The sequence below is a fragment of the Anaerostipes sp. CAG:276 genome (assembly GCF_000432215.1).
Classification (GTDB): Bacteria; Bacillota; Clostridia; order Lachnospirales; family Lachnospiraceae; genus Anaerostipes; species Anaerostipes caccae.
Genome location: NZ_FR889200.1, coordinates 26013 through 42602, shown reverse-complemented (window position 1 = coordinate 42602; position 16590 = coordinate 26013). Strand labels below are relative to the sequence as shown.

Here is a 16590-nt window from a genome sequence, read left to right as displayed (position 1 = left end):
AGTAAATCATGCTGTGATTTACTCCCTTATTTTAATGCTTTCTTTTGTTCAGAAGAGAAAGCGGAAATCGTTTCCTGGGAAGGGGCTTTAACTGGGCGGGCGCTGGTTTCCATCTGGCATAGAGAGTGTAATGCTCTGTGCTTCCATGGTGGATCGTGGTTACCTGTTTTCCTCCGAACGGGTCATCATACCATCCGAGAAAAGCAAGGCCCGGAAGTTCTTCCGGAGGATTCAGGATGAGATCAGGCGAATCTGCCGTATAAAAAACCGGGTTGGTGTTCTGGGATTCCAACAGGTTTTCACAGCGTATCCTGAAACGGACGGGAGCCAGAAGAACGAAAGTCCGGTCAGGATTTAAGCGGAATTCCCAGCCATTAAATCCACGGGAAGGCATTCGGAATTTTTCTGCGTCTGAAGGCTGAAGACCGAAATATTCGAATAAAGGGGCGCAGATGACAATTGGATCTCCTTTCGTATTTGGAGAAATATATTTGGAAGTCTCAAGACGGATACAGGCATTGGGATGAAGGGTGTTCTGCAGGTAGAGATGTGTATCCGCATCTTGGAGAAAAAAGCCGTCATATAAATTTTGTCCTCCCTCAAGAATAAGGGAACTGCCGTATTCAAGAGAGATGCCGACGCCTGCTTTCTTGGCAAGGTTCTGTGAAAGCCGTGTGGTGCCTCTTAAACTTACAATGCTGCCGGAGCCATGGGAGAGGATTCCGCCGCCGCATCCAAAACGAGCCGTATTGTCCTCGATGATACAGTCATATAGGTTTGCATCCGCAGGACCTTCTTTGGAATCAAGAAAGATTCCTCCGCCTGATCCTGCCTGATTTTGAATAAATTCTGCGGATGTCAGGGAAAGATTTTTTTCACCGGAAGAAGACTCAGACAGAAAGGCCAGCCCGCCGCCGGATTTTTCTGCGGTGTTTCGGGAAAAAGAAGTCTGTGACACATTGACATTTCCTCTGCCGGATGAACTCATGGCAATGCCGCCGCCGTCTGAAGAAGAAATATTTTCAGAAATTGTGCTGTCTGTAAGGTGAAAGGTAAATTCTCCGCTGCTTGCACTAAAAGCAATGCCGCCGCCGCAGGAAGCCGCCTGATTTTTCTTTATATCAGAATTCATCAGTGCCAGGCGGACAGATCTTTTTGAAGAGAAGTTTGTAAGGGAAATGCCTCCGCCCATTCCATTGGCTTTGTTACTGGAAATACAACATTCATTTAATGTAACTGAGGCCCCTTTTTTGGAAACCAGGCAGAGCCCTCCTCCATTTTCCTCTGCACTGTTTTCAGAGAGGACAGAGTCCTTTTCGATATCCAGCTGATCTTCTTCACTGCATCCAAAGAAGTAAATGCCTCCTCCGTAAGCGGAGGTGTTTCCGGAGATCTTCACATCACCTGACAATGTAAGGGAAGAAGGGACTCCCGTATCTTCACGGAAACCTGAAAAATTAATGCCGCCGCCGTATCCCAGGGCAATGTTATCAGTTATGGCAGCCGTGTCAGAAACGCTGAGGAAACTTCCCGCTTTTCTTTCAAAAGAGCGAAGGTAGATCCCGGCACCGTGGGCCGCAGTATTGCGGGTAATCAAAGCGCGTCCAAGGACTGCAAATTTATCATCGGGATGTTTGGCGGCAGCCATGACAGCGCCTCCGCAGAGTCTGGAGGAGCAGTCACAAATCTGCGAGTCTTCGGTCATCAGGAAATGGCTTGAAAGGGAACAGCTGCCTGAAAAATAAACGCCTCCCCCTTCTGTATAGGAATGGTTGTTCCGGAGAACTGCGCCGTGTTTCAGAATAAGTGTACCGCCAGAAACTAATATTAAGGAACGGTTCAGAGGATCTCTGACGGAATGAAGTTCTTTTTGACCGTCTAATACAATGTTTTGAAGAGTGAGGCTGCCTCCTTCTGAAACATGAAACATAGCAGAGGGAAAGGAAGCGTCTTTATAAAGGGTGACCGTACATTCTTCGGAGCGGCCGGTGAGTATCAAGGGAGTATGGACTCTGATTTGTCTGGTAACTGTGAAATCTGAAACTGCCTGTATGTGAGTTTCTTTGGATTCCACAGCGTTCAGCAGCTCGGTTTGATTGGAGACTGGAGTCAAAATATCACCTGCTTTTTTCAGTTCAATCTTATATTTAGTATATGCAGAATTAACAGGAAGGGGGAAAGATATGGGTTGATATAAAAATAATAAATAAATAGAAAAAGCGGCATCCAAACCTAATATTTTGGACGCCGCTTTTAAAAAAATTACTTAAAACATTTTATCCTGCGGGAACAGAGATTTTACATGATCTACTTCTTCCTGAGTGGCAGGTGCTGCAGGAACATAATACTCACGTTCTCTTGCAAGCTTATAAATTTCTTCCTGAGACATTTCACACTGGTTTCTCATCTGTTTTAATGTCTGCTTTAATTCCTGGTTTTCTGACTGTGCGATCATTCCGCCATACCTTGTCAGCTCTCCGTTTACGCCGGCAAGCGTATCGGCTACCATAGTCTTATCATCTAACATTCTGCTTCCTCCTTACTTAAGAAACTGCATTAATTTTTGTTTGCTGTCCATTGCTGACTGAGCGGATTGCTGAAAGAATTTTTTTAATGCGGGATCTGTTGCCTGGTCTGCATAAGCCTGCATTTTGCAGTGTGTGGTGTCAAAACCGCCGATTAAGTGACGAAGGTTCTGTAAATCTAACATAGATATATTTGCCATTGTAATGCCTCCTTTAAAATTTATTACCTCTTTAGTATCCCAAACAATTTTTATAGTATGCGAAATGAAAACAGCTGTATAAATTTGATTGATTTTGTAATAAAATTAAATTAAAAAATGAATTTAGACTGGAGGCATTAAATTGAATTATATATATCAGTGGGAAAAGGCGGAAACAGAAGATTTTTCAAAGATTTACGAATTGATGACGGAAGCATTTCCGCCGAGTGAAATAAGAAATGAAGAAGGTCAGAGAAATCTTCTGAGCCGTTCGGCGTATCAGCTTTATACAGTGAAACAGGACAACGAAATACACGGACTGCTGGGCGTGTGGGAATTTGACACTTTCATTTTTATTGAGCATTTTGCGGTTGATGCATCTTTAAGGGGAAATGGAATCGGGGGAATGCTCCTGAATGATTTTCTGAATCATATGGAAAAAACAGTGTTTTTGGAAGTAGAAGAGCCGGGAACAGACCTGGCAAGGAGAAGGATAGGATTTTACGAAAGAGCCGGGTTCTGTCTCAATGATTTTGATTACATACAGCCGGACCTCCAGCAGGGACAATCTTCTCTGCTGCTGAAAAACATGACATATCCTATGAAACTATCAAAAGAAGATTTTGAACGGATGAAACAGCAGATTTTTGAGACGGTATATCAAATAAAGGCTTAAAGATACGGTGTGCCCTATGGGTAAACCCTGCAGGTATAAGATTGATTCTTTCTTGTGATACTTTATAAGAGTAGATTTTTAAATTACAGTATATAGGAGGGAATGAATTTATGGAATCAGGAAAACCTCGTGTGTTTGGATACGTCAGAGTGTCTGCAAGAGACCAGAATATTGACCGGCAGATGATCGTGATGGAAAAGCTGAAAATACCCAAAAACAATCTGTTTATTGACAAGCTTTCAGGAAAGGATTTTAACCGGCCCAGCTATAAACGGATGGTAAGGAAGATGAGAGCGGGAGATGTGCTCTACATTAAATCGATTGACCGTCTGGGCAGGGATTATACTGAGATAATAGAGCAGTGGAGAATCCTCACGAAAAAAAAGAAGGCAGATATCGTCGTCGTAGACTTTCCGCTGCTGGATACAAGGAAAAAGGACAAGGATCTTACCGGTACTTTCATTGCGGATTTGGTTCTTCAGATTCTATCTTATGTTGCACAGACGGAGAGGGAGAATATCAAGCAGAGGCAAAAGGAAGGGATCACTGCCGCAAAAGCAAAAGGTGTTCGGTTCGGGCGTCCCGCAAAGGATGTACCGGAAGATTTTTTTGAAATCTATGAGATATGGAAGAAGAAAAAAATCAGTCTCAGAGAGGCATCAAGAAGGCTTCAGGTAGACCACAACACATTTAAAAAATGGGCTTCTCAGTTCACATGCTGAACTCTGCATTGGCAGCAGTGTGTGGTGAAAAATGTAGACTTTTTTCCACGGTCTGAAAAATACATAAAGTTCTTTCAATAAAGCCCTGTTTTCCGCGGCTTCCGCTTTTGCAACAAATTATAGCATATGCTTGGAAAAAAGTCTGCTTTAATCACCAGGCGTACTTTACGCAGAAAAGTGCAGGGAGATATAGAGGATGGGAGGATATAGAAAATGGCAGAACAGGGACTGTTGGATTTTTTAGCAGAGAAGAGCAGATGTGCATATCTTTCGGAACTCAGAGACAGGCAGAAAGACAGAGAAATAAGCCGGATTTTGAAGAAAATTAATGCGGAAAGCTTCAGTACAAAAGACTGGCAGGATGCATTGGAGTATTTTACAGATGTAAGAGAAGAGATTCAGGATAAAAAAAGTGCAAAAGCGTATCTGGAAGCTTATTTTTCAGGAAAATACAGTAAATAACTTCACAATTTTATATTTCTGCATAATATAAAAGAAAAAGGAACTGTATAAGCATGAGCTTTTGTGAAAATATATGGGATTCGGATCAGGGAGAAACAATCAAGATCCAGGGCGGAACCATTGAAAATATTATGCACTCAGCTGACGCAGATTACGTTAAAACAGTGTGCAGGCTTCAGAAAGACAGCAGAATTCAGTCCGTTGTCGTTATGATTGTGGATGAGCATACATTGATCCACTGCAGCGACGGGAAAAGAATTACTTCCAGGGATCTGAAGGAAGGCATGACGGTGGATGCCTGGATCTCAAAGGCTATGACAAAAAGTATTCCGTCTCAGGCCAGGGCATACAGGATTATTGTGAAAAGCAGTCCCTGCGGGACTGCGGTTACGGACGGGAGAGTGGCAGGGATTGATCTGCACAACGGTTTTTTGTATACAGGAATACCCGGAAAACCGGAAAGCCAGATCCGTTTTGTAGTCACAGAGAACACTCCGATTCTGGACCGCCGGGGAAGCAGGATACGGCTTAGAGATTTAAAACAGGGCGACCGGGTACGGGTAGAACATGCTGATTTTATGACTGCAAGCATTCCGCCCCAGACAACCGCGTTTGCGATAAAAAAATATTAGCAAATACTAAGAAGCAGACAGGATTTTACTGTCTGTTTCTTCTTTTTTCGGGCAAAAATCAAGGATCAGTGTTATAATAAAAAAGCTATGGAAAGGAGGCCCGGGGTATGAGAACAAGAAAAGAAGTAATTGAATTTTGTATGTCTCTGAAGCAGGTTTATGAAGACTATCCGTTTCAGGACAGTAACTGGACGCTGATGAGACATGAAACGAATAAAAAGACATTTGCTTTTATTTTTGAACGGGACGGACATATCTGGGTCAATATAAAGTGTGATCCGGAATGGATCTTAGTATGGAGAGAGACTTATGATTCTGTTGTGCCGGCTTATCATATGAATAAAAAGCATTGGAATTCTATCATTCTTGACGGCTCAGTGCCGGATGAGGATATCAAACGCATGATCGGGGAGAGCTACGATTTGATTCGGGCGGGCATAAGGAGGCAGAAATGAATACGAGAGAAGCAATCAATATAAGATGTTCCAGGAGGACGTACCTTCCGGAATATCTAAGGGAAAAAGATGCGAAACCATTGTTTCAGATGATCCGGGAAATCAATAAGGAACAAGGGCTTCATCTGCAGCTCATCACAGATGAGGGCAACATTTCCAAGATTAAAATGAGCTACGGCATGTTTAAAAACGTGCATGGATTTATAGCAATGGCCGGAAGAAAAGACGATCCGCATTTAAAAGAAAAGCTGGGTTATTACGGTGAGAAGCTGGTCCTTCTGGCTACCACAGCCGGGCTCGGCACATGCTGGGTGGGCGGTACATATAAGAAGGACAGCTGTGTGTGCGGCTTAGAACAGGGAGAGAGCCTTGAGGCGGTCATTACGGTTGGATATGTAGAGGCGGATAAGAGGACGAAAGAAAAGATGATATCTTCTTTCGTAAAGAAAAAAGGAAAAAAAGCAGACCAGATGCTAAGGGCGGAAGAGCAGGTTCCGGACTGGATCATGCAGGGGATGGAAGCGGTTGAGAAGGCGCCGTCTGCCCTGAATGCACAGCCGGTGGAATTTCAGTGGAAGGATGGAAAGCTCACGGCCCATGTTACGATTAAAAACGGATTTGAAGAGATCGATATGGGGATCGCAAAGCTTCATTTTGAACTGGGAACAGAAAAAGCAGGATACTGGGAACTGGGAAACGGAGCAGAATTCCGATATTTATAGAAAATAAAAACAGGATGGATGATCGATGAGCGAGACAAAATTTTCAACACTGTGCTATATAGAAAAAGATGAGAAATATTTAATGCTTCACCGGACCGTGAAAAAGAACGATGTTAATAAGGACAAGTGGATCGGCGTGGGAGGACATTTTGAGTATGGGGAAAGCCCGGAGGACTGTCTGTTAAGAGAGGTAAAGGAAGAGACGGGACTCAAGCTTACATCCTGGAAGTTCAGGGGAATCCTTACGTTTCTCTGTGACGACTGGCCGATGGAATATATCAGCCTTTTTACGGCAGACGAATTTGAAGGAGAGATAACCGCCTGCAATGAAGGTGTCTTAGAATGGGTGGACAAGAAAGATATTCTGAGCTTGAACCTTTGGGAAGGGGATAAGATCTTCTTTAAGCTGCTGGCTGAGAATGAACCTTTCTTTTCGCTGAAGCTTGTCTACCGGGGAGACTGTCTTCGGCAGGCTTGTCTGAATGGCAAAGACATGGAGCTCTTTGATATATTGACTCCGGACGGAAAACCCACAGGGATCGTAAAGGAACGATCGATTGTGCATACGGGCGGTGATCTCCACGGGACTTCCCATATCTGGCTGGTGCGCAGGAAACAACACGGCTTCGATGTTCTGCTGCAAAAGCGCAGCAAAGAAAAGGATGCTTTTCCGGGGTGCTATGATGTGTCATCGGCAGGCCACATGGCAGTAGGGGATGATTACCTTCACACCGCGGTGCGGGAACTTTCCGAAGAACTGGGAGTAACGGCAGAGCCGGAAGATTTTAAGTTTATAGGGATGAGGGACTCCGTCGTAAAGGATACTTTTCACGGAAAGCCGTTCCACAATCATGAGCTGAGTGCAGTTTACGTATATGAGACAGATCTTTCCGAAGAAAAGTTCCGGCTGCAGAAGGAAGAAGTAGATTCGGTTCTCTGGATGGATTTTCGGGAATTTGAAGAAAAAGCCCGAAACGGCGGGATCCGGCACTGTATTTTTGCAGATGAAATCAAGATGCTCGGAGAGTTCATGGGGTGTAAATAATAAGAGGAGCGATACTGACAATGGATGAGTCAGTTCCGCTCCTTTTATTATGCTATTTTATCAGCTTTTTGATCTGTGCCTCCAGGGCACTCTCTTCCATAGCGCCCCTGGCTCCGGAGACAATTTCTCCGTCCCGGTTGATAAAGTAGGTTGTGGGGAGAGATTCTGCCTGATAGTTATAGGCAGCTTCCTGTTCCGTGTCATAGTAAACAGGGAATGTATATCCCTGCTCTTTGATAAAGGAGGACGCTTTTTTCTTTGTCTCCCTTGCCCCATCGGTCATGTTGACCATGACAAAATCGACTTTGCCGGAATATTTCTTATACATGGCCTCAAACCCGGGCATCTCCTGTTTGCACGGCGGACACCAGCTGGCCCAAAAATTTAACACAATTGGTTTTTTGCCGGTCAGAGAAAAGAAGTTTATCGGCTTTCCGCCGGCATCCTCTGCGTTGAAGTCCGGGGCAGTGACAGCTTCCTGTTCTTCTGTATCATTTACGGAAGATGTTTCTTCGGATGCAGTATCTGCCTTATATTTTTTGCTCAGGTTCTGGTAGAGAACAAAAGCTCCTGCTAAAAGTGCGATGAGTATGACAAGAATCCCTATCAGTTTTGTTTGTTGTTTCATAGATCCCTCCTAAAATGTCAAGATTGATAAAAAGCGGTCCATCATTCCCAACATCATCATAAGCCCCACGATAATCAGCAGAATTCCTGATACTTTTGTGATGATGCCATAGTGCGATTTGATCCAGCCGAAAGCCCCCATCAGACGCTCAATGAGCACGGCGCTGAGAATGAACGGGATGCCGAGGCCCATGGAGTAGAGAAACAGCATGAGGATGCCTTCTGCCATGGAGCCCTGCTGTGACGCCATCATCAGTGCAGAGCCAAGGAATGCCCCTACACATGGGGTCCAGCCAATGGAAAAAACAATTCCAAATAAGAAAGATGATGCAAGGGTATGTTTTTTCACTTCCATAGAACTGCGTTTTGTCCTGTTTAAAAAGCTTATGTTAAGCGCTCCGGTAAAATTCAGACCAAAGATGATGACGATCAGTCCGGTGATTATGTTGACAATCATTTTATGTGAGGTGAGCAGCCCTCCGAGAGTTCCCGCGAAGGCACCCAGAAGGATAAAAACCAGGGTAAATCCCGCAACAAACGTTATGGCATTAGGCAAGGCTTTGTGTCTTGGGCGGTCTGTTGTCTCTCCCGCAAAATAAGAAATATAGATAGGGAGCATCGGCAGCAGACAGGGTGATATAAAGGTTACGATACCTTCTAAAAATGAAATTAAATACTGCATAAAGTCTCCTAGATGTTAAATAAGTCGTTGAGTGCCTCGCTCATGGTCGGATGGGTGTAGATTGTATCTCTCAGCACAGTATATGGAAGATGTACATCCATAGCGAGTTTGATCAGGTTGATCATTTCGTGAGATTCGGCACAGAACAGATGAGCGCCTAAAATCTCGTTTGTCTTCGTATCAATCACGGCTTTTAAAAGCCCGGTTTTTTGTCCGAGGACATTTGCCTTTGGGATGGCAGCAGCGGGAAGTTTCGCAATTTTATATTCATAACCCTGCTCAGCGGCCTCGGTCTCGCTCAGTCCCACTCTGGAAAACGGAGGATCTAAAAAGACACTGTACGGTACGGCGCCGCGGTTCTTTATGGTTCGTTTTTTATCTCCCAGAACCTGTGATTTTACAATGCGGAAATCATCCAGGGAAATGTAAGTGAACTGAAGTCCTCCGACTACGTCGCCCATTGCATAGATGCCCGGAACATTTGTCTCAAGAAATTCGTCTGTTTTGACTGCACTGCGGGGAGTCAATTCCACACCGGCAGCGTCAAGGTTCAGATCATTTACGTTGGGGCGGCGTCCAGTGGCGATAAGAACGGCGTCCGCTGAAATTTTTTCACCGCCCTCCGGCGTTTCCACAGACACAACCGTTTCAGTCTCTTCATCACGGACGGAATTTATTTTTGTGGAGAGCAGAAGTCTTACTCCGCGTTCTTTCAAGCTTTCTGCGACAGCATCGGCAATATCCCGGTCTTCTCTCGGAAGAAATACTTCCCCGTCCTGGATGACAGTAACTTTAGAGCCGAAGTTGGTGTAGATAGAAGCAAACTCCATGCCGATATAGCCGCCGCCGATGATGACAAGACGCTTTGGCAGTTCCTCCAAAGAAAGTATAGTCTCACTGATATATGCCCGGCGGCTGTCTGAGAGACCCTCGATCAGAGGGACAAACGGGCGGGCTCCCGTATTGATAAAAATCTGATCTGCTTCCAATTCCAGTGTTTCACCCTGTAAAGCCACGGCCACATGCCTGCTGTCCAGAAAGGAAGCAGTTCCGTTATAAACATCTGCATTCTCAAGGTCTGCGACCTTGTGATAGTTTTTATCTCTTAATGCAGCTGTCAGCCTTGTCTTTTTTTCAACAGCCTTCCGGTACAGCTTTGCCTTTTCTTCAAAAGAAGAATCAAGCTTTGCAGAAAAAGCTGCGCTCGTCACAAATGATTTGGATGGGATACATCCAACATTGATGCAGGTTCCTCCGTACATGTCAGCATCCTTTTCAATAAGAGCGACGTTCTTTCCGTTTGCTGCAAGCGTGCCTGCCAAAGTTTTTCCGCCTTTTCCGAAACCAATGATCACTGCGTCATATTTTTTCATTTTCATTCTCCTTTACTGTGGATGAACCGAAGATCTTTTGATCGATGGTTTGAATGGTTACTTGTTTCAAATAATCTTTGCATAACTGATCCAGTGTGCCGTAAATATCATCCATAATGCCTGCCATGCCGGAAGCCACCAGACAGGGCAGATCGCTGCCGCCGCTCCGCCAGGAAGAAGAGACAAAGGGAACATCCAGGGCACTGCTGACATCATAAAGAGTTACTTTGGATGGGTCCAGGTCAAACAGATATCCTCCCACCACCCCTTCTTTTGTAGAAATCAGCCCCTTTTTCTTGAGTTTTCCCATGATCTTTCGGACTCTGGCCGGGTTCGTACAGATATTGGCGGCCAGCTTGTCGCTGGATACGCTTTCTCTTTTATGGTTTAAAAAAACGAGTGCGTGGACTGCTATCGTAAATTCGCTGTTCATCGGCTGATCTCCCCTCTGTCTTTTCGGATGTGTAATATTTTGAGTTACAGTTTATATTGTAATCATAGCAGTTACAGTTCTGAGTGTCAAGAAGAAAATATGGAATCTCCCCGAAAACCGTGGTACAATGAAGCCAGTGAAAGAACCAGTGGTAATGAATCTGACAGGGAGACTGCTTATGATATTGAGTGTCAGCAGAAGGACCGATGTTCCGGCTTTTTATGGAGAATGGTTCATCAACCGGCTTCGGGATGGTTTTGTTCTCGTGAGGAATCCGGTGAATCCAAAACAAGTCAGCAAAATTCTGCTTTCCAGAGAAAACATTGACTGTATCGTGTTCTGGACAAAGAATCCTGAAAATTTTATGAAGTATTTAGGAGAGCTTTATGAGTATCCATTTTATTTTCAATTTACACTCAATGGATACGGAAAGGATATAGAACCGGGAATGCCCGATAAGAAAAAAGAATTGATTCCCCTGTTTCAGGAGCTGTCCGAAAAGATCGGGAATGAACGGGTTATATGGCGCTATGATCCTGTGCTGATCAGCAAAGATTATTCTATAGAATGGCATATTCATACGTTTGAATCCATGGCAGAAGCCCTGGAGGGATATACAAAACAGGCGGTGATCAGTTTTTTAGATATGTACCGGAAAATAAGCAGACGGATGACACAGGAGGGAATACGCCGGCCCACCGAAGAAGAAGTCTTTCAATTTGCTCAGAGAGCAGGGACCTCCGCGGGAAATCATGGTATGACTGCGGTGACCTGTGCGGAGCACTATGACCTTTCCGGCTTCGGCATCAGACCGGGCAGCTGTATCGACAGAGTACTTGTGGAAAAGCTTATTGGAATGAAGATTTCTGTGGATAAAGATAAAAATCAAAGGCCGGAGTGTGGATGCGCAGAGAGTATTGATATCGGAAGTTATGATACCTGTCCGGCAGGCTGTCTGTACTGTTATGCCGGCCACAGCAGAGAATTTGTAAATCAAACTGCGGCACAGTACCGGCCGGAGGCTCTGATGTTATGCGGAAAGACGGATCAGTTCGATAAGATAACGGAAAGAAAAGCCGAGTCCTGCGTCATTACACAGCTGAGTTTTTTTGAGGGAAGCACTGGCGGACAAATGAGGTGAGTTTCATGGATGCATCGGAAAAAACAAAATACAAACTGGCAGGTGCCGTCAGGGAACTGATGGTTTTTACGCCTGTGGACCGGATCACGGTAAAACAGATCGTAGAGCGGTGTGATGTGACAAGACAGACATTTTACAGGAATTTTAAGGACAAGTATGATTTGATCAACTGGTATTTTGATAAACTTGCCATCGTATCTTTCCGACAGATGGGTGTGAGCCTTACACTCAGGGAAGGACTGATCAAGAAGTTTGAATTTATCAAAGGAGAGCGCTGCTTCTTCACGGCGGCCTTTAAATCAGAGGATCATAACTCACTGCTCCAGCATGATTTTGATTTTATCTATGAATTTTACAAGGATATTATAAAAAAGAAATATCAGAAAGAGATCCCGCCGGATATCAAATTCCTTTTGGAAATGTACTGCCGGGGATCGATCGCCATGACGGTTCAGTGGGTAACCGGCGGAATGAAGCGGAGCACGGAAGACATGGCAGAGCTTCTGGTCAGGGCTCTGCCTCCGGAACTTGCAGAACTTTTGAATGACTTTAAAAAGTGACACTTTTAGGGAAGTGTCACTTTTTTGACATTATGGGAAATGTGTCACTTGTCCGCCTGTTCCGCCCGGAGGTAAACTGATAATGAAAGAATCACGATAAATCAAAGGTATCTTAAGGAGGTTGTTATGGCAAAGCGTATTGTATTGAATGAAACGTCCTATCACGGAAAAGGTGCAGTCCGGGAAATCGCAGCAGAAGTCGGAGCAAGAGGCTTCAAAAAGGCATTCATCTGTTCGGACCCTGACCTGGTAAAGTTCGGCGTTACAAAGAAAGTAACAGACGTGTTGGATGAGGCGGGATGCGAATATGAGGTTTACTCCAACATTAAACCAAATCCTACGATCGAAAACGTTCAGACAGGTGTGGCTGCATTTAAGGAGTCAGGTGCAGATTATCTGATCGCCATTGGAGGCGGATCGTCTATGGATACTTCCAAGGCTGTCGGAATCATCATTGCAAATCCGGAATTTGAAGATGTGCGGAGTCTGGAAGGCGTGGCGCCAACTAAGAATCCGTCTGTTCCAATCATCGCAGTTCCGACGACCGCGGGAACCGCAGCTGAGGTTACGATCAACTATGTCATCACAGATGTGGAAAAGAGACGCAAATTCGTCTGTGTAGACACCCATGATATCCCGGTCATTGCCGTCATCGATCCGGATATGATGTCCTCTATGCCGAAGGGCCTGACTGCCGCAACCGGAATGGATGCCCTTACCCATGCGATCGAAGGATATACTACAAAAGATGCATGGGAAATGACAGACATGTTTCATCTGAAAGCGATTGAACTGATCGCACAGAATCTGCGGGGTGCAGTGGAAAATACAGAAGAGGGCAGAGAGGGAATGGCTCTCGGACAGTATGTGGCAGGAATGGGATTCTCAAATGTAGGACTGGGAATCGTACACTCCATGGCTCATTCACTGGGAGCAGTCTATGATACACCGCACGGTGTTGCAAATGCCATTCTTCTTCCGGCTGTCATGGAATACAACGCTGATGCCACAGGGGATAAATATAAGTACATCGCCAAGGCCATGGGTGTGGAAGGCACAGAAGATATGAGTCAGGAAGAATATAGGAAGGCTGCCGTGGACGCGGTGAGACAGCTCTCCATCGATGTGGGAATTCCACAGGATCTGAAAGAAATCGTCAAAGAAGAGGACATTCAGTTCCTTTCAGAGTCAGCGGCCGCAGATGCGTGTGCACCTGGAAATCCAAAGGATGCAAGTTTAGAAGATATTATTGCAATCTATAAATCTTTGCTGTAAGAATTTACGCAAACGAAATGAAAGGACTGGCACACGGAAAAAGTGCGCCAGTCCTTTTTGCAGGATTATTTGCCGTTTTGAAGTTTATCAAAGAAATCTTTTGTCTTCAGAGAAAAAGAACATTTTTCTACCTCGGCATTTGTCAGAAAATCTGTATAAACCCCGTAGACACCGAGTTTCATATATTCTTTGGCTTCATATACACTGTTGACAGTATGTGTGAAAGAATACAGGCCTGCGTCACTTAGAAGCTTCATCCGGTAATCATTGACACTGCTCACAGGGACAGTGACAGCTTCAATGCCGTTGGCAGTGCAGAACCTGATCATTTTGCTGAACGCCACATCCGTCTGCTGATAAGTGGTATAAAGGAAGTGACGGAACGGATGAACCTGTTTTATGGCGTGATACATTGGCTGATTGTAAATCTGTACGATTAACCGGTCCAGAAGGTATTCTTTCTTCATTTCTTTTGCTGTCTTTACAATGACAGAGAAATCATTTTTTGCGGCTGCGGCATCACTGTCTTTGGTGTCTGTTATAATATATGTATCGGGATATTTGTCCATCAGTTCAAAGAGTTCTTTCAATGAGACAGAAGTGTATTTGCCGTACAGCTTAATATTTTTAAACTTTGCATAGGAAACAGGTTTGCCGCCCTTGCTCTTCGGATCACTCAGGTCTTTTCCCCAATAATGCCTTGCGACCATGACATGATCCGTAGTCTGCATCAGGTCAGCTTCAAAAACCCTGAAACCGTTTTGATAGGAATTTAAAAACGCATCTTTGGAGTTCGTATACTCCTTACCATCGATCTCTCCAAGAGCATGTGCAACCGCACGGTAGTCATACCACTGCTTTGACTCCTTCTTTGTCTGTGCGGAAGCTTTTTTATGATCAGACTGCTGTTTGACTTCATTTGCGGCATTCACATTTTGCTGCCGGCCCTGATAAAAACGGAACCCAGAAAAGAGTATGCTTCCAAGAAGGGCAAGAAAAGCAAGGCGCAGGGTGACCCGTTCAAATACTGCTCGGATATATTTAGGCTGATGTTTTGCTTTTTTAACGGCATTTTTGATGGATTTTGTTTTTATCTTTTTATTGTTCAGCATGAAACCTTCCTTTGTAAAAAAGACGTAATATAATTGTAACAATTATGTTAAAAATCATTATAACATAGGAAGACCAAAAAATCAAAAGCATATCAGCAGTCTGTGTGACAAAGTTTTAACATTCAACGGTGGATTTTGAAAGGAACTTCATGGTATAGTAAATGTATTGACGCTGGTTAACTTTTCAAATGATTCATAAGAATCAAAGGATTCAAGGAGGAAATTACTATGGCAAGTATCATTGCAAGTCCAAGCCGTTATATCCAGGGAAAAGGTGAGATGGAAAACCTTTGTACATATGCGGAAAACTACGGAACCAACCTTTTTGTTCTGACAAGTCCGTCAGGAAGAAAAAGAGTGGAGCCTTTCATCGCAAAAGGACAAAAAGATGCCAAGATTACATATGAGGCTTTTAACGGCGAGTGCTGTATGACAGAGATCAATCGTGTCATGGACATGTGTGAAAAGGCAGGAAGCGAAGTCATCGTGGGAATCGGCGGAGGAAAGATCCATGATACCGCAAAGGCAGTGGCTTATTACATGAAAAAGCCAGTCATCATTGTGCCGACCATTGCATCTACCGATGCGCCGTGCAGTGCACTGTCTGTGATCTATACGGATGACGGTGTATTTGAAAAGTACCTGTTTCTGCCGGCAAGCCCGAACATGGTGCTGGTGGACACCGATATTGTCAGCAAAGCTCCGGAACGCCTTTTAGTAGCCGGTATGGGAGATGCTCTGGCAACTTACTTTGAAGCGAGAGCCTGTCAGCAGTCTGACGCATCCAACTGTGTGGGAGGAAAGATCACACGCGCGGCCATGGCACTGGCTGAACTTTGCTATGAAACTTTGATTGATGAGGGGATTGACGCGAAACTTGCTGTCCGTGAAAATATCTGCACGAAGGCAGTAGAACATATCATAGAGGCAAATACTTATCTTTCAGGAATCGGATTTGAGAGCGGCGGTCTGGCAGGGGCACATGCCATCCATAACGGCTTGACAGCAATTCCGGAAACCCATGAATTATACCACGGAGAAAAAGTAGCCTTCGGAACGCTGGTACAGCTGGTTCTGGAAGGAGCGGATCAGGATGAGATTCAGGAAGTCCTCGGATTCTGTCAGGAAGCAGAACTCCCGACTACCCTTGCAGATTTGGGAATCAAGGAAGTAAAAGAAGAACAGATCATGGAAGTAGCACGCCTCGCATGCTCTCCGGACGACACTCTCGGCAACATGCCGTTTGAAGTGACACCGGAGGACGTATATGCGGCGATCATTGCGGCGGACGCACTGGGAAGATACTATTAAGATTCCTGTCTGCGGCACAGATGTCTTCCTGTGAGGAAGCAGACGGCACATAACAGAATAAGGACTACGGCCATCAAAAGGGCGCAGTGAAGAAAAAAGGCATCCGGCAGGATGGTGATGACAGGGTCGAAAGCCTCATCGAAGATCCAGTAATCATTGGAGAAGGCCAGCTCGTGAAATGTCACGAAGGACTTGTCCCATCCGGCCGCCCAGACGAGAACTCCCAGAAGGAGCGGAAGCACGGCGGCAGAGACGGATGCCCTTTTTAAGAAACGGAAATCCTTTTTTTCCCGCTTCCATAAAAGGCCTGCAGGGATTATGATAAATGAGATGATACAGGCGTATTGGAGACCGGAGAAAATACGCTTCACATCCTGAAAGTGAATCCTTCCTTCCTCAGACATGGGAAGAGAGGGAAACTTCAGGTCTTTTTTATAAAATACTGAATTATAGTCAATGAGCCGGTCATAGTTTTCTCTGATCTGTTGTTCAGAGAGTCCGGATTCCCGGCTGATATGAAGAAGTTTTATATCGGCGTAGTAAAGAGGCCGGAAATTCAGTGTAAATATGACCGAAAATGATATCAGGAATATAGATAAAGAAACCGTAAGCAGAAATTGTTTCATGATGCACCGCC

General features: G+C 44.8%; 20 protein-coding genes. 11 read left to right on the top strand and 9 right to left on the bottom strand.

Going from position 1 to position 16590, the window contains the following annotated elements; all coding sequences use genetic code 11:
• Positions 1 to 31 precede the first annotated feature (31 nt).
• The 3 genes from QVP35_RS12560 to QVP35_RS12550 form a co-directional block, all read right to left on the bottom strand.
• Positions 32 to 2113, bottom strand: coding sequence for a right-handed parallel beta-helix repeat-containing protein (locus tag QVP35_RS12560; RefSeq protein WP_022261218.1), 2082 nt, complete (start codon positions 2111 to 2113; stop codon positions 32 to 34).
• 153 nt (positions 2114 to 2266) lie between these two features.
• Positions 2267 to 2527 (bottom strand): spore coat protein, encoded by a 261-nt coding sequence (locus QVP35_RS12555; RefSeq protein ID WP_009291083.1) that lies wholly within the window; start codon positions 2525 to 2527, stop codon positions 2267 to 2269.
• Positions 2528 to 2539: 12 nt separating this feature from the next.
• Positions 2540 to 2725, bottom strand: a complete 186-nt coding sequence (locus tag QVP35_RS12550; RefSeq protein ID WP_006567906.1) for a hypothetical protein — start codon at positions 2723 to 2725, stop codon at positions 2540 to 2542.
• 142 nt (positions 2726 to 2867) lie between these two features.
• Between QVP35_RS12550 and QVP35_RS12545 the strand changes: the two genes are divergently transcribed.
• From QVP35_RS12545 to QVP35_RS12515, 7 genes are all read left to right on the top strand, one after another.
• On the top strand, positions 2868 to 3401 hold the full coding sequence (locus tag QVP35_RS12545; RefSeq protein WP_009291084.1) for a GNAT family N-acetyltransferase: 534 nt from the start codon (positions 2868 to 2870) through the stop codon (positions 3399 to 3401).
• 110 nt (positions 3402 to 3511) lie between these two features.
• On the top strand, positions 3512 to 4123 hold the full coding sequence (locus QVP35_RS12540) for a recombinase family protein (protein WP_022261217.1): 612 nt from the start codon (positions 3512 to 3514) through the stop codon (positions 4121 to 4123).
• A gap of 213 nt (positions 4124 to 4336) precedes the next feature.
• Positions 4337 to 4585 (top strand): hypothetical protein, encoded by a 249-nt coding sequence (locus QVP35_RS12535; protein ID WP_009291086.1) that lies wholly within the window; start codon positions 4337 to 4339, stop codon positions 4583 to 4585.
• Between the two features lie 53 nt (positions 4586 to 4638).
• Positions 4639 to 5217 carry a hypothetical protein gene (locus tag QVP35_RS12530; RefSeq protein ID WP_022261216.1) on the top strand — a complete coding sequence of 193 codons (579 nt, stop codon included), beginning with the start codon at positions 4639 to 4641 and terminating at the stop codon, positions 5215 to 5217.
• A 107-nt stretch (positions 5218 to 5324) separates the two neighbouring features.
• On the top strand, positions 5325 to 5672 hold the full coding sequence (locus tag QVP35_RS12525; RefSeq protein ID WP_009291088.1) for an MmcQ/YjbR family DNA-binding protein: 348 nt from the start codon (positions 5325 to 5327) through the stop codon (positions 5670 to 5672).
• A complete protein-coding gene (locus QVP35_RS12520; protein WP_009291089.1) occupies positions 5669 to 6394 on the top strand; it encodes a nitroreductase family protein in 726 nt (241 codons plus the stop codon). The genes QVP35_RS12525 and QVP35_RS12520 overlap by 4 nt, the downstream gene beginning before the upstream one ends.
• A gap of 25 nt (positions 6395 to 6419) precedes the next feature.
• A complete protein-coding gene (locus QVP35_RS12515) occupies positions 6420 to 7439 on the top strand; it encodes an NUDIX domain-containing protein (protein WP_009291090.1) in 1020 nt (339 codons plus the stop codon).
• Positions 7440 to 7491: 52 nt separating this feature from the next.
• On the opposite strand, the gene QVP35_RS12510 is transcribed toward QVP35_RS12515, so the two are convergent.
• From QVP35_RS12510 to QVP35_RS12495, 4 genes are read right to left on the bottom strand one after another with little or no spacing between them, the layout of a single operon-like run.
• Positions 7492 to 8067: a TlpA family protein disulfide reductase gene (locus tag QVP35_RS12510; protein ID WP_009291091.1), complete on the bottom strand. Its 576-nt coding sequence runs from the start codon at positions 8065 to 8067 to the stop codon at positions 7492 to 7494.
• A 9-nt stretch (positions 8068 to 8076) separates the two neighbouring features.
• Positions 8077 to 8748, bottom strand: coding sequence for a cytochrome c biogenesis CcdA family protein (locus tag QVP35_RS12505; protein ID WP_022261215.1), 672 nt, complete (start codon positions 8746 to 8748; stop codon positions 8077 to 8079).
• 8 nt (positions 8749 to 8756) lie between these two features.
• A complete protein-coding gene (locus QVP35_RS12500; RefSeq protein ID WP_009291093.1) occupies positions 8757 to 10121 on the bottom strand; it encodes an FAD-dependent oxidoreductase in 1365 nt (454 codons plus the stop codon).
• Complete coding sequence (locus QVP35_RS12495; RefSeq protein ID WP_009291094.1) at positions 10108 to 10554, bottom strand: RrF2 family transcriptional regulator; 447 nt, start codon at positions 10552 to 10554, stop codon at positions 10108 to 10110. The genes QVP35_RS12500 and QVP35_RS12495 overlap by 14 nt, the downstream gene beginning before the upstream one ends.
• 178 nt (positions 10555 to 10732) lie before the next feature.
• Here QVP35_RS12495 and QVP35_RS12490 point away from each other — a divergent pair, with 178 nt between their 5' ends.
• The 3 genes from QVP35_RS12490 (at position 10733) to fucO (ending at position 13530) form a co-directional block, all read left to right on the top strand.
• Positions 10733 to 11695, top strand: a complete 963-nt coding sequence (locus QVP35_RS12490) for a DUF1848 domain-containing protein (RefSeq protein WP_022261214.1) — start codon at positions 10733 to 10735, stop codon at positions 11693 to 11695.
• Between the two features lie 5 nt (positions 11696 to 11700).
• Complete coding sequence (locus QVP35_RS12485; protein ID WP_006567893.1) at positions 11701 to 12255, top strand: TetR/AcrR family transcriptional regulator; 555 nt, start codon at positions 11701 to 11703, stop codon at positions 12253 to 12255.
• Between the two features lie 126 nt (positions 12256 to 12381).
• Complete coding sequence (gene fucO / locus QVP35_RS12480; protein WP_006567892.1) at positions 12382 to 13530, top strand: lactaldehyde reductase; 1149 nt, start codon at positions 12382 to 12384, stop codon at positions 13528 to 13530.
• Positions 13531 to 13595: 65 nt separating this feature from the next.
• Here the strand turns inward: fucO and QVP35_RS12475 are convergent, their stop codons facing one another.
• The gene (locus QVP35_RS12475) at positions 13596 to 14642 is read right to left on the bottom strand and encodes a phosphatidylinositol-specific phospholipase C/glycerophosphodiester phosphodiesterase family protein (protein WP_009291096.1); all 1047 of its coding nucleotides are present in this window, start codon (positions 14640 to 14642) and stop codon (positions 13596 to 13598) included.
• A gap of 228 nt (positions 14643 to 14870) precedes the next feature.
• On the opposite strand from QVP35_RS12475, the gene QVP35_RS12470 reads away from it, so the two are divergent.
• Positions 14871 to 15953, top strand: coding sequence for a glycerol dehydrogenase (locus QVP35_RS12470; protein WP_006567890.1), 1083 nt, complete (start codon positions 14871 to 14873; stop codon positions 15951 to 15953).
• On the opposite strand, the gene QVP35_RS12465 is transcribed toward QVP35_RS12470, so the two are convergent.
• Positions 15950 to 16579, bottom strand: a complete 630-nt coding sequence (locus QVP35_RS12465) for a TIGR01906 family membrane protein (protein ID WP_022261213.1) — start codon at positions 16577 to 16579, stop codon at positions 15950 to 15952. The two genes, QVP35_RS12470 and QVP35_RS12465, sit on opposite strands and share 4 nt — an antisense overlap.
• Positions 16580 to 16590: the final 11 nt, after the last annotated feature.

Coding starts and splice junctions, on each gene's coding strand:
- QVP35_RS12555 (WP_009291083.1), bottom strand. CDS start 2,527: ATGTTAGATGATAAGACTATGGTAGCCGATACGCTTGCCGGCGTAAAC.
- QVP35_RS12550 (WP_006567906.1), bottom strand. CDS start 2,725: ATGGCAAATATATCTATGTTAGATTTACAGAACCTTCGTCACTTAATC.
- QVP35_RS12540 (WP_022261217.1), top strand. CDS start 3,512: ATGGAATCAGGAAAACCTCGTGTGTTTGGATACGTCAGAGTGTCTGCA.
- QVP35_RS12535 (WP_009291086.1), top strand. CDS start 4,337: ATGGCAGAACAGGGACTGTTGGATTTTTTAGCAGAGAAGAGCAGATGT.
- QVP35_RS12530 (WP_022261216.1), top strand. CDS start 4,639: ATGAGCTTTTGTGAAAATATATGGGATTCGGATCAGGGAGAAACAATC.
- QVP35_RS12525 (WP_009291088.1), top strand. CDS start 5,325: ATGAGAACAAGAAAAGAAGTAATTGAATTTTGTATGTCTCTGAAGCAG.
- QVP35_RS12520 (WP_009291089.1), top strand. CDS start 5,669: ATGAATACGAGAGAAGCAATCAATATAAGATGTTCCAGGAGGACGTAC.
- QVP35_RS12515 (WP_009291090.1), top strand. CDS start 6,420: ATGAGCGAGACAAAATTTTCAACACTGTGCTATATAGAAAAAGATGAG.
- QVP35_RS12510 (WP_009291091.1), bottom strand. CDS start 8,067: ATGAAACAACAAACAAAACTGATAGGGATTCTTGTCATACTCATCGCA.
- QVP35_RS12505 (WP_022261215.1), bottom strand. CDS start 8,748: ATGCAGTATTTAATTTCATTTTTAGAAGGTATCGTAACCTTTATATCA.
- QVP35_RS12500 (WP_009291093.1), bottom strand. CDS start 10,121: ATGAAAAAATATGACGCAGTGATCATTGGTTTCGGAAAAGGCGGAAAA.
- QVP35_RS12495 (WP_009291094.1), bottom strand. CDS start 10,554: ATGAACAGCGAATTTACGATAGCAGTCCACGCACTCGTTTTTTTAAAC.
- QVP35_RS12490 (WP_022261214.1), top strand. CDS start 10,733: ATGATATTGAGTGTCAGCAGAAGGACCGATGTTCCGGCTTTTTATGGA.
- QVP35_RS12485 (WP_006567893.1), top strand. CDS start 11,701: ATGGATGCATCGGAAAAAACAAAATACAAACTGGCAGGTGCCGTCAGG.
- fucO (WP_006567892.1), top strand. CDS start 12,382: ATGGCAAAGCGTATTGTATTGAATGAAACGTCCTATCACGGAAAAGGT.
- QVP35_RS12475 (WP_009291096.1), bottom strand. CDS start 14,642: ATGCTGAACAATAAAAAGATAAAAACAAAATCCATCAAAAATGCCGTT.
- QVP35_RS12470 (WP_006567890.1), top strand. CDS start 14,871: ATGGCAAGTATCATTGCAAGTCCAAGCCGTTATATCCAGGGAAAAGGT.
- QVP35_RS12465 (WP_022261213.1), bottom strand. CDS start 16,579: ATGAAACAATTTCTGCTTACGGTTTCTTTATCTATATTCCTGATATCA.